This window comes from Xiashengella succiniciproducens (genome assembly GCF_023674465.1).
In the GTDB taxonomy this organism is placed as follows: domain Bacteria; phylum Bacteroidota; class Bacteroidia; order Bacteroidales; family Marinilabiliaceae; genus Geofilum; species Geofilum succiniciproducens.
The window spans coordinates 1,713,600-1,726,386 of the sequence record NZ_CP098400.1 but is presented as its reverse complement, the minus strand read 5'-3'; the positions used below and the strand labels follow the sequence as shown (position 1 = coordinate 1,726,386).

7 protein-coding genes are annotated in these 12,787 nt (G+C 42.6%); 4 read left to right on the top strand and 3 right to left on the bottom strand.

Annotated features, from left to right (window positions below):
• Positions 1 to 28: 28 nt before the first annotated feature.
• Positions 29 to 352 carry a cupin domain-containing protein gene (locus tag M9189_RS07285; protein WP_250722027.1) on the bottom strand — a complete coding sequence of 108 codons (324 nt, stop codon included), beginning with the start codon at positions 350 to 352 and terminating at the stop codon, positions 29 to 31.
• A 102-nt stretch (positions 353 to 454) separates the two neighbouring features.
• On the bottom strand, positions 455 to 3,715 hold the full coding sequence (locus M9189_RS07280; RefSeq protein ID WP_250722026.1) for a UvrD-helicase domain-containing protein: 3,261 nt from the start codon (positions 3,713 to 3,715) through the stop codon (positions 455 to 457).
• A 244-nt stretch (positions 3,716 to 3,959) separates the two neighbouring features.
• Between M9189_RS07280 and M9189_RS07275 the strand changes: the two genes are divergently transcribed.
• The 3 genes from M9189_RS07275 to M9189_RS07265 all read left to right on the top strand — a co-directional run bounded on the left by M9189_RS07275 (position 3,960) and on the right by M9189_RS07265 (position 7,267).
• On the top strand, positions 3,960 to 5,168 hold the full coding sequence (locus tag M9189_RS07275) for a cofactor-independent phosphoglycerate mutase (protein ID WP_250722025.1): 1,209 nt from the start codon (positions 3,960 to 3,962) through the stop codon (positions 5,166 to 5,168).
• A gap of 39 nt (positions 5,169 to 5,207) precedes the next feature.
• Entirely contained in the window at positions 5,208 to 6,515 is a 1,308-nt protein-coding gene (thrC, locus tag M9189_RS07270; protein ID WP_250722024.1) for a threonine synthase, read from the top strand.
• Between the two features lie 113 nt (positions 6,516 to 6,628).
• Positions 6,629 to 7,267 carry a tetratricopeptide repeat protein gene (locus tag M9189_RS07265; protein WP_250722023.1) on the top strand — a complete coding sequence of 213 codons (639 nt, stop codon included), beginning with the start codon at positions 6,629 to 6,631 and terminating at the stop codon, positions 7,265 to 7,267.
• A gap of 96 nt (positions 7,268 to 7,363) precedes the next feature.
• On the opposite strand, the gene M9189_RS07260 is transcribed toward M9189_RS07265, so the two are convergent.
• Complete coding sequence (locus tag M9189_RS07260; protein ID WP_250722022.1) at positions 7,364 to 9,910, bottom strand: ATP-dependent Clp protease ATP-binding subunit; 2,547 nt, start codon at positions 9,908 to 9,910, stop codon at positions 7,364 to 7,366.
• 295 nt (positions 9,911 to 10,205) lie between these two features.
• Here M9189_RS07260 and gyrA point away from each other — a divergent pair, with 295 nt between their 5' ends.
• On the top strand, positions 10,206 to 12,728 hold the full coding sequence (gene gyrA / locus M9189_RS07255) for a DNA gyrase subunit A (protein WP_250722021.1): 2,523 nt from the start codon (positions 10,206 to 10,208) through the stop codon (positions 12,726 to 12,728).
• Positions 12,729 to 12,787: the final 59 nt, after the last annotated feature.

The window sequence follows — 12,787 nt, the reverse complement described above, 5'->3', positions numbered from 1 at the left end:
AAAACTGTACACTTTGCTGCCAACAAGCTTATTGTCCCTTTATCATTGTAAGCAGCATCATAAAGCGTTCTGATGCATATACTGCATGAGGCACATTTGCCGGCAGGATAATTGCTTCTCCGGACTTTAGCGAATAGGGCTTACCTGCGATTCTAATCTCAGTAGTTCCGTCAAGTACCTGGACAAGTGCATCAAAGGGAGCTGAATGCTCACTGAGTTGTTGATCCTTGTCAAAGGCAAAAAGTGTTACGTTGCCTGAGGAGTTCTTGATTATCTGCTGACTTACAATGCTGTCATTTACATATTGAATACTATCCCTGAAGGCGATGATCTTTGCGCTTTCTGTTGCCATAACTAATAGTTTTTTAGTTTACTGTGGGCCGCTACTGTGCCCCTTTTCTTCAAAACAGGAGATATTGCTGTTTGTTCACCTGTCTGTTTTACAGCATATGTTCTAGCTCAGCTCCACCTTTCTTATATTGCCCATTCCGGCATACCAAAGGTAACCTTCAACATTCTTGTAGCCCATTTGCCTGATAAGCCTCATATATTGCTCTACCTGCCTGAAGTGGGCAGGATTCATACTACGACCGAATTTGTAGTCAACTACCACCACTTTATCTCCTTTTATCATTATACGGTCGGGTCGTTTCTCGGTCTTAAAGAGTATTGATGCTTCAGTTTTAACTTCATAGCTACCATCAAACCAGTGGGTAACCGTCGGATGGGAGAGCCATTCTGCAATACTGTCTTTGTAAAGCGCTTTCTCTTCTTCTCCTATCATTCCTTCAAATACCAATCTGCGGATTGCCCTGTCCACATCATTCTTTTCCCGGATATTCTCAAAAATTGCGTGTATCACCCTGCCGCGTAGCAGGGAACTGTCTTCATTGTCAAAGAAGTTCTCACTCTCAAGGTGTATCAGTGTCCTGTCCTCCCAGGACTCTAGTTGGACAGTCCTGCTTTCAGTCTGGATATACTCACGATTTGCCTTGCTGTATTTTTTCGTCTTGGAAACTGATTCAGGGATCAATTCGGCTTCGCTAATGCTGTGGAATGTCAGTAAAGAGGAATCAAAGCTGTCTCCGGCATTTTGAATGAATTTGTACAGCAACTCACCAATATCACCATATCCATCTGACTTATCTTTGTCTTTGCTGCTGTCAATCTGGCAGATTATGTTAAGGCTTTGTTTAGCACGTGTAAAGGCAACATAGGCTAGATTGAGATTGTCAACATAGTATTGAAGCAGTTCGTTGAAATAATGCTTCGCAAAGTAGGTGTTTGCAAGGTCTTTTTTGACTTTGATGGGAACCAGTGCAAGTCCGTTGAAGGGTTCCTTATCCGGACTTACCCAGATAAGTCCTGCTTTCCTTGCTTCAAAGAATTTCCAGTTGGCAAAGGGTATGATTACAGCCCTAAACTCAAGTCCCTTGGACTTGTGTATTGTCATAACGCGTATTGCATTACGGTTGTCTGGCACGGACAATGAGGTGCCTGCACCATTCATTTCCCAATAGTCAAGAAACTTGTTTAGGTCAGGACTTTCCTGGTTAATAAAGTCCAGACAGATACTCATAAAGGTTTGTAAATAAACAGAATCCCTAATCCTGAGTTCTTCTGGAAGCAATTCGGTCAACCTTTCTACTAGCTCATATACAGGTTTTTCGCGGAGGGTAAACAGGTTTTCCTTGTAGTCCTGCCACAACTGTTCCTCAGCACTACCCAACATATGTTCTGAGATATTCTCAATTCCGCTGCTTTGTTTTTTGTCAGCTGCGTTTCGCAAAAGGTACAGTCTTACGAAGGACTCTGAAACAGGGTCATCTGGACTACTGATTAGTTTCAGTTGCCCTATCAGAAGCCTGATGGCTTCTGACTTACCCAGAAGGAGGGAGTCGTTACTTATGACTTCAAGGGCTTTTCCTTCAGAGTGATATTTGCCTGAAAGTAAGGCCTCAGATACATCTGCACCTTCTTCATTTCGGCGAACCAATACAGCAATTTCTGAGGCTTCATAACCCTGGGCAAGCAATTGCTCAATTCTCTCTACTGTTTGCTTTAAGGCTGTATCCTTGTAATTATCTTTTTCGTTTGTATCAAGGGCTTTGATGTAAACCTCTCCTTTAAGTGCTTTGCCTCTGGGGGAGGCAAGCTGGCAAACATCTGCAAAGGCCCTGCTAATTCTTGTCTGGTAGGGGCGAACTTCTTCATCTTCAATAAGGTCACCTGGAATCTCCCCATTCAGCTTACCCTGCAAGGCTTCTGCTGCATAGCTGAAGAAGTTGTTGTTGAAATTTATTACCCCCGCACTACTTCGCCAGTTGGTATCCAGTGTCATTGATTCTACACCGTAGGTCCTGTAGTCCCGTTCTACAGCCTCTGCCAGAAGGCTCCAGTCTGAGTTTCTCCACCTGTATATTGACTGCTTAACGTCTCCTACAACCAGACAGTCATTTCCTGCTGCCAGTGAGTCCTTTATAAGAGGGTAGAAGTTGTGGTACTGCAGAAATGATGTGTCCTGAAATTCATCGATCATATAGTTATCATACCGTGTACCGGTCTTCTCGTAAATAAAGGGGGTGTCGTTGTTGTCAATAATCCCCGACAACAGGTGGTTGGTACCAGCAAGGATAAAGAGATTTCGCGTCCGGCATATCTCATTCATCTTCTCGTAGACATCCTGAACCAGTCCAAGTGAATTTAGTTCCCTTTCTATCTCTTTTGCTGTGAAATAGTCCCTTCTTCTTGATTTTATCAGTTCTGCAGCCCTGGTAAGCAAGTCTTTGAGCCCACTGTTGTATGCGGCTTCAATTGCTGTATTAATTTCCCGGCTGTTATCCTTTCTTTTCCAGTTATCTATATCCTCAAGCAGTGTCTCTATTTTACCGATTTCCATATGCTTCTCAAGGCGCGCCAAATTTTGAAATACCTTGACTTTGGTCCTGCTAAGCCCCTTAAAGTCCTTGTTGATATCCAGGTTGTAGCGGGCTATTATCTCAAGCCCTTTCCTTCCCACTTCCTCCAGTTGGGTATCAGTATCCTTTATAATCTGCCTGAGAGTCTGCTTGTACTTACTCAGGTGATTCTTATCCCGGATCTGGCTATTAAGTGTCCTTGCATTTGCCTGATATTGCTCGTTGAATATCTCCTTGCTGATGCTTTGTATCTCACCGGCTATATTCCATTTGCTGCGCTCCTCCATATTCTCGCGGGCAAAGTTGAGCAGCCATTCCTTCGTCTCTCTGTACTCAGGCCGGTTCATTTCCATAATTAGCTGGTCAATTGCCTGGTTCATTATATACTCAGGCTTTAGTTCAACTCTAAAACCGGACGGAAGCCCCATTTCATAGGCAAATGAACGGGTTACCTTCTGGAAAAAACTGTCAATTGTGCTTATACTAAAACGGGAATAGTCGTGAAGGAGCATGCCAAGAAGCAGGTCCGCTTTGCGGCGGACCTGAGATTCGCTCATTCCGGTATAGTCAGTCAAGTCCTTTAGATGTTCAGGATTCTTGCAGTCAGGATCGGCCAATTCGCTTAGTGACTTCAGAATGCGGTCACGCATCTCACCGGTCGCCTTGTTTGTAAAAGTCACGGCAAGAATATGCCTGTATTTGAAGGGATCCCTGAATAGTAGCTTCAGGTACTCTTGTGCAAGCCTGAATGTCTTTCCTGATCCTGCCGAAGCCCGGTAAATATGTAATCCTGCCATCCTCTTTCTTTTTGTTGAAGCTAAATTTAGCATAAAAAGCCGTTACCACAGAGCAAAATTAGCCTGACTTTTGTTACTTCTGTAAGCATTGGTTTTTATACTAATTATAAATTGTTAGTTTTGCGTTTATAATCCTATTAGACTATAATCAAATCTTTGTATTGCCGAGAATCTTAAAAGCACAACCTTGGGGCCTGTTCTTTTGGATTTTTGATGCAGGTACTGATAATGAATCATTTCCTATATGAAGTTTATAGTAATCCTGACCGACGGAATGGCTGATGAGCCTGATGATATGCTTGGCGACATGACCCCTGTCATGGCCGCTAAAACTCCAGTAATGGATGAAATATGTAAAAAAGCTGCTACGGGTCTGGTACACACAGTGCCTTCCGAGTTTCATCCAGGTAGTGAGATAGCAAATATGAATATTTTGGGATATCCTCCTGCAAAGTATTTCCAGGGCAGGGGAGTGATAGAGGCTGCTTCACTGGGTATTGATATTAAAAGCGAAGATCTTGTACTACGCTGTAACCTTGTTTCCCTTGAGGATGGAATTTTGGTAAATCACTCTGCGGGACATATCAGCAGCCCCGAGGCTGCTGAACTTATTGCTGCTCTAAATGAAAAACTAGGCAGTGAAAGGGTTAAATTTTATCCCGGCACCAGCTACAGACATATTCTAATTATAAAGGGGGGAAATTCTGATATAATGTGTACTCCACCCCATGATCACCCTGGTAAAGAGGCTCTTCCTTTATTTCCTGTTGCCAATTCAGCTGAGGCTGAGGACACTGCACAGTTGCTGTGCGAACTTATGAAACGCTCAGTTGATGTATTAAAAGATCACCCCGTAAATGTTAAGAGAAGGTCAGTGGGTAAGAAATGTGCTGACTCAATCTGGCCCTGGTCACCCGGGTATAAGCCTGACTTCCCGTCGTTTAAGGATAGGTTTGGTGTAGAGTCGGGAGCAGTGATATCGGCAGTAGATCTTATCTTTGGTATCGGTAAACTGGCTGGTCTTGAGATGGTACATGTGGAAGGGGCTACAGGCCTGCATGACACAAATTATGAGGGTAAGGCTGCTGCGGCTCTTGATGCACTGAAAAGGCATCCTTTTGTTTTCCTGCATATTGAAGCCATGGACGAGGCAGGTCATGAAGGTGATTTTCTGTTGAAGAAAAGGGTAATTGAGGATTTTGATCGCAGACTGCTAAAGCCTTTGTATGAGGGCCTTCAGAAAATGGGAGAGGATTACGCATTACTGCTTTTGCCTGACCACCCGACACCCTGCAGACTCCGTACACATACAAGGGCTGCCGTACCTTTTATGATCATGAAGAAGGGACTCCAGGCTGATAGCATTGAGACTTTTAATGAGTTTTCTGTTAAAAATGGTTCTCTGGGAGAAGTAAAGGGAGAGGAACTGCTGGATCTGTTCTTTAAGCTATAGTATTTTGATAATTAGTATAAAAAGCATAATTAGCTTGAGATGAAATATTTAAGTCTTGCTTCAAAGGATAAGAGATATCCCCTTAAAGAGGTGCTTTTCAAGGGACTGGCTCCCGACGGTAGTTTGTTTATGCCTGAGAGCATTCCTCAACTTGACAGGGATTTTATTGAAAACATGGCAGCCTACGATCTGCCTGAGATAGCATTCCGTGTTCTCAAACCTTATATGGATGAGGATATAAAGGACGATGAACTAAGGGCAATCACAAGGGAGAGCTTTAATTTCCCAATTCCTGTCAGGCAGATAGATGGAAACCTGTATGTGTTGGAACTCTTTCACGGACCAACACAGGCTTTCAAGGATGTGGGAGCACGGTTTCTGTCACGTATACTTGGATATTTTAACAGAAACGAGGATCGCAAGCTCCTGGTCCTTACTGCTACATCTGGGGATACAGGTGGTGCTGTGGCAAATGGCTTCCACAAAGTTGAGGGTATAGAGGTTATAGTGCTCTATCCCAAAGGAAAGGTAAGCCCATATCAGGAATACCAGATTACCTCTCCTGGTGCCAATGTCCATGCTATTGCAGTGGAGGGAAGCTTTGATGATTGCCAGCGATTGGTAAAGGAAGCATTCCGCGATGAAGATCTTCGCAAGATTGTTTACATGACTTCTGCAAATTCTATTAATATAGGCCGCCTGCTTCCACAGATGGTATATTATTTCTTTGCCTATGCTCAGCTAAGGGCAATGGGAGTGAAGGGGGATCCTGTAATAACAGTACCAAGTGGTAATTTTGGAAATATTACGGCTGCAGTTTTGGCCCACAAAATGGGTCTTCCTGTTAAGCGTTTTGTTGCTGCTACGAATGCCAATGATGTTGTTCCCCGCTTCTTTAAATCAGGGGTATATGAACCGCATCAAACTATAGTTACGCTTGCCAATGCGATGGATGTAGGTGATCCAAGTAACTTCCCAAGGATGTATGAGCTGTACAACAATTCTCTTCAGGATATAAAGACCGAGATGATATCACTCTCGGTTAGCGATGCTGAAATTAAAAAGGCTATTAGTGAAGGTTTTGGAAAATACAGTTATCTGATGGACCCTCATACAGCTGCCGCTTATACTGCAGCAATAGGGCAGGTTGATAAATCAGAAATTTCACTGTTTGTTTCTACTGCCCATCCGTTTAAGTTTGGTGAAGTAATAGATGATATTATTCCAGGTGGACTTGAAAAAGCTGGTTATACCATTGATTTTCCTAAACCTGAAGATGGGGGAAGAGATGTGATGTCAGCTGATTATTTGGATTTGAAAACGCGTATTGCGATAGTGGCACGATGATTGCAGTTTGCAAGTTAATACATTTTAATATTTCGCGCTCATTTTTTCTTTTGGTTTAAAAAGTGCTATTTTTACGCTGCTTTTGTGAAATTTGATTTAAAAACTACTGTATTATGAGGTATTTAACAATTTTGGGGATGATGCTGTTTTCTTTGGTTTCTTTTGCACAAACTGAAACAGCATATATCGAGTTGAAGAATGAAGGTAATGATGCGTTGAGAAAGAACGATTTTGCCACAGCAGTCGAGAAGTTTGAAGCTGCCCTAGCAGTATGGCCTGAAGAAGAAGCACAGGATGCTTCAATGATATTCAACCTGGCAACTGCAGCACGCAGAATTAAGAACCATGAGAAGGCATTGGAATACTATAAGAAGTCTGTCGATATGGGATATCGTGCTGATTTTTCTACATATTACATTGCTTCTTCTCTGAATAATCTGGATAGGGATGAGGAAATGGAACAAACTCTCCTCAAAGCTATTGAGGATTACAAGAGTAGTTCTGTCCTTGCTCAGATGAAAAAGATGCTGACAACCTATTATCTGAAAAAGGGTGCAGAACCATATAATCAGGCTGCTCAAATTCTTGCTTCTGCAGCTAGTGCAGATCCTGAACAATATGATGAGATTACAGCTCGTGCAAACAATGCTTTTGCTGATGCTAAGCCATGGTTTGAAAAGGTACTTGAGATTGATCCTGACAACGAAAAGGCTCAGGCTTCCCTAAGAGAAATCAACAGCAGACTTAAGTAATCCTGTAAATTATTAAAATAAGGCTGTAATAAGGCCTTATACGATAAAAAAAGAGAGTGCCACAGGGCACTCTCTTTTTTTATCCATATTTACAACCTAGTTGACACTCTCTGGTCCCTGTGATTTGATGACCGATCCTTTTGTCTTGTGTGATACTATCTTTGTTTTGATCTTTTCTTCCTTCTCATCGTAATCTACTTCTATTTCATCGCCTTCAGAAACTGAAGCCTGGATTATTACCTCTGCCATTTCATCTTCAAGGTACTTCTGTATTGCCCGTTTCAATGGTCTTGCTCCGTATTGAGCATCATAGCCCTTCGAAACAATGAAGTTCTTGGCATTCTCAGCAAGATTAAGCTTATAACCGAGGCTCTCAACTCTTTTGTAAAGTCCTGCAAGTTCGATATCAATAATCTTGTGAATATCTTCCTTGGAAAGGCTACCGAAGATTATTACATCGTCAATACGATTAAGGAACTCAGGTGCAAAGGCTTTTTTAAGAGCCTTTTCGATAATTCCTCTGGCCATTTCATTGTCATCCTTGCTTCCTGGTTGCTGGGCAGAGAAACCAACTCCACGGCCAAACTCCTTAAGCTCCCTGGTTCCAATATTTGAAGTCATGATGATAATAGTATTCCTGAAGTCAACCCTACGACCAAGGCTGTCTGTAAGACGTCCTTCGTCAAGAACCTGGAGCATCAGGTTAAATACATCCGGGTGAGCCTTCTCAATCTCGTCGAGGAGTACAACAGAGTAGGGGCGACGACGTACCTTTTCGGTGAGCTGTCCACCTTCTTCATATCCGATATATCCGGGAGGCGCTCCAACAAGACGTGATACACTGAACTTCTCCATATATTCACTCATGTCGATGCGAATCAGGGCGTCTGGGGTATCAAACAGATACTGGGTAAGTACCTTTGCAAGGTGAGTCTTACCAACACCTGTAGGACCAAGGAAAATAAAGGAACCGATAGGACGGTTTGGATCCTTCAATCCGGCACGATTACGCTGAATTGCTTTAACAACCTTTTGTATTGCCTCTTCTTGACCAATTACTTTACCTCTTAATTCTTCTCCCATTTGCAGAAGACGGAAGCCTTCTGCCTGTGCTATTCTTTGAACAGGTATTCCTGTCATCATAGCAACAACTTCAGCAACCTTTTCTGCATCAACTGTTTCTCTGTGTTGTTGTAGTTCTTCTTCCCATTTTTGCTTAGTGCGTTCCAACTCATCCTGCAGACTCTTTTCCTTGTCACGGAAACTGGCTGCCAGCTCAAAGTTCTGTGCCTTTACGGCCTTTATCTTGTTTTCCTTTACTTCCTCAATCTGCTTTTCAAGCTTAAGGATGGATTCGGGAACTACAATATTAGAGATATGGACACGTGAACCGGCCTCATCCAGAGCGTCTATTGCCTTATCTGGTAAATGTCGGTCTGAGATATAACGCTCAGTAAGCTTTACACATGCGTCAATAGCCTCCGGGGTATAAGTCACATTATGGTGATCCTCATACTTGGCCTTGATATTGTTGAGAATTTCAAAGGTTTCCTCTGGTGTGGTCGGCTCAACCATTACTTTTTGGAAACGGCGTTCCAGAGCTCCGTCTTTTTCAATATGCTGACGATACTCATCCAGAGTCGTAGCACCAATACATTGGATCTCTCCACGAGCCAGAGCTGGTTTAAGCATATTGGCTGCATCAAGTGAACCGGTAGCACCACCTGCTCCTACAATCGTGTGAATTTCATCAATAAACAGGATGATATGCGGGTTTCTTGACAATTCATTCAATATAGCCTTAATACGCTCTTCAAACTGACCCCTGTACTTGGTTCCGGCAACGATTGATGCCAGGTCAAGAGTAACAACCCGCTTACCAAAAAGTACTCGGGAAACCTTACGTTCGACTATCCTAAGAGCCAGACCTTCAGCAATTGCTGATTTTCCAACTCCAGGTTCACCAATTAGAACAGGATTGTTTTTCTTCCGACGACTAAGTATCTGCGCAAGACGCTCTATTTCTTTTTCGCGGCCTACAATAGGATCGAGACGGCCTTCCTCGGCCGCTTTGGTTATGTCAATACCGAAGTTGTCAAGTACCGGTGTTTCACTTTGACCTTTAGCACCGGAGGACTTTGAACCTTCTGACGAACTTCCGCCAAAAGGACTGTCCTGATCATCATCGTCGGGCATCTGTGACCTTGCGATGGGATACTGCCTTGACAGGACATTCTTTAATGATTCATATTTCACATTGTAGCTTTCCATGATCTGTGCAATTGTACTGTTGGTGTCTCTTAGCAAGGCCAGCAAAAGATGTACCGTTGTAATTTTGTCACTTTTCAGGGCTTTTGCTTCAAGGTAAACAAGTTTCAGAATCTGTTCTGTAGATTTCAAGAGCGGCAAATCGCCTTCATGCTCCACTGGCTTAGTGCCTTTTATCTTGTCCTCGATAGCCTCACGAAGGTGATCCAGGTCCACATTCATCTTTTCCATCAGCTTTACAGCGCACCCACCGGGTTGAGCTATTAGCCCCAGCATAATGTGTTCGGGAGCAATGAACAGGTTGCCAAGTCGCAGAGCTTCCTCCCTGCTGTGGGATATAGCGTCTCTTACCCTTGATGAATAATTTAATTCCATAAAGTCAGCTAAATCTATTATACGTACAGTGCAACACTGTTAAAAAACTCTTCAAAAGTACTATATTTTACGCAATTATCCCACTCAATTAGATAAACCGAAAAAGGATATTTTGGTTCATCACCCATCCTCCTCAAATCCTGAAGAAAAGGGAGATTAATATTGCTAAAAATAGCTTACAATTAGGTCGCCACGATTTTAAAATTCGGCATTTTATCATTAATTTAGCGATATTAAAAAAGGTCGGTTTTATGACCTTTTTTTTGTTCATGATTCATCAAACAATATAAATATAATGATTGAAGAAGAAAGAGTAATTAAGGTTAACATCGAAGAGGAGATGAAAGCATCCTACATCGATTACTCGATGTCGGTAATAGTCTCCAGGGCATTACCTGATGTTCGCGACGGTTTGAAACCTGTTCATAGACGGGTATTGTTTGGAATGCACGAACTTGGGGTAGGTTCTAATAAGCCTTATAAAAAATCCGCTCGTATTGTGGGTGAGGTGCTTGGTAAATTCCACCCGCACGGCGACTCTTCAGTGTATTATGCAATGGTCCGCCTTGCTCAGACCTGGTCTATGAGGTACCTACTGGTTGATGGTCAGGGTAACTTTGGATCCATTGACGGTGACAGCCCTGCTGCAATGCGTTATACTGAGGCAAGACTTAACAAACTGGCTGAAGAGACTCTGCTTGATATAGAAAAGGATACGGTAGACTTCCAGATGAACTTTGACGATTCTCTAAAAGAACCTACCGTACTGCCTACTAGAATTCCTCTTTTGCTTATCAACGGTGCTTCAGGTATTGCTGTGGGTATGGCAACCAATATGGCACCGCACAACCTTGTGGACACTGTCAATGCCATTATTGCCTATATTGATAATCCTGAGATTGAAATTCCCGAACTGACAAAAATAATAAAGGCTCCTGATTTCCCGACCGGAGGTATTATTTACGGTTATGAAGGTGTTAAGGAAAGCTATGAAACCGGTAGGGGTCGAATAGTCATCAGGGCTAAGTGCGAGGTCGAAACAGACGGACACGGACGTGAGAAGATTGTTATCAGGGAGATACCATACATGGTCAATAAGGCGGAATTGATAATGAAAATCGCTGACCTTGTAAACGAGAAGAAGATAGATGGCATCTCCAATGTTAATGATGAGTCTGACCGTGAAGGTATGCGTATCGTGATCGATCTTAAAAAGGATGCGATCGCTAATGTGGTGCTCAATCATCTGTATAAGAACACTGCGCTGCAATCATCTTTCGGGGTAAATAACATTGCTCTTGTCAAGGGTCGCCCAATGATGCTTAACCTCAAGGACCTGATCTCAAACTTTGTTGAACACAGGCACGACGTAGTTACTCGTCGTACCCAGTTTGAGCTAGATCAGGCTGAAAAGAGAGCGCATATCCTTGAAGGACTGATTATTGCATCTGATCATATTGACGAAGTCATACGAATTATCAGGGCAGCTCAAACTCCAGATGAGGCTAAGGATAAGCTTATTGAAACATTCCAGCTGTCTGAAATCCAGGCTCGTGCTATTGTTGAAATGAGGCTTCGCCAGTTGACCGGTCTTGAACAGGATAAACTACGTGATGAGTACAACAATCTGCTTACTGAAATAGCTAGACTGAAGGATATCCTTGCAAATGTTCACTTGCGAATGGAGGTCATTAAGAATGAGCTGATTGAAATAAAGCAGAAGTATAACGAAGGTAGAAGAACCGAAATTGTTTATTCTTCTGAAGAATTCAATCCTGAAGATTTCTATGCTGATGAGGAAATGATAATCACCATTTCCCATATGGGTTATATCAAGAGGACTCCATTATCCGAGTTTAAAACACAAAACAGGGGAGGGGTGGGCTCTAAAGGTTCCTCAACCCGCGATGACGATTTTATTGAGCAGATTTATCCTGCTTCAATGCATGCAACCCTGCTCTTCTTTACAAAGAAGGGGCGTTGCTACTGGCTCAAGGTCTATGAAATCCCTGAAGGCTCTAAGAACTCAAAGGGTAGAGCTATCCAGAACCTGATAAATATAGAACCTGACGATACTGTTAAGGCCTTTATGAGAGTTAAACGACTGGCTGAAGACCTTGATTTTGTAAACTCACACTATATAGTGATGGGTACCAAGAAGGGTATCATCAAGAAGTCACCTTTGGCTGATTACAGCAGACCAAGACAAAACGGGGTAATTGCAATTACAATCAAAGAAGATGATGAACTGCTCAGCGCAAGGCTCACTAATGGCTCAAACGAAATATTGATGGCTACCGGAAAAGGTCGTGCTATCAGGTTTAATGAGTCAGTAATCAGGGCTATTGGACGTACTGGCCAAGGTGTAAAAGGTATTGCTTTGGATGAGGGTGATGAAGTAGTTGGCATGATTTGTGTCAAGAATCCAGAAGATGATATTCTGGTAGTATCTGAAAAGGGCTATGGAAAACGTTCCAAACTCGATGACTACAGGGTTACCAACCGAGGTGGAAAAGGTGTCAAGACTATGAAGATCAGTGATAAAACAGGTGATCTGATCGATATTAAGAATGTTACTGAAGACAATGACCTGATGATTATAAATAAATCAGGTGTAACTATCAGGGTAGCAGTAGCTGACCTGAGAGTAACAGGACGAACCACTCAGGGGGTAAGACTAATCAACCTGGATAAGAAACAGGATGCTATCGCATCAGTTACAAAGGTTGTGTCTGAACGCATTGAAAATGAAATGTATGAATCATCGGAAGGCGATCTTGTAGAAAATAATGAACCTGAAGATGAGAATATTGAATAATTCAGATGATTATTTACTAAATCAATGTAATTTTATTATTACAAACAAAAACAACAGGA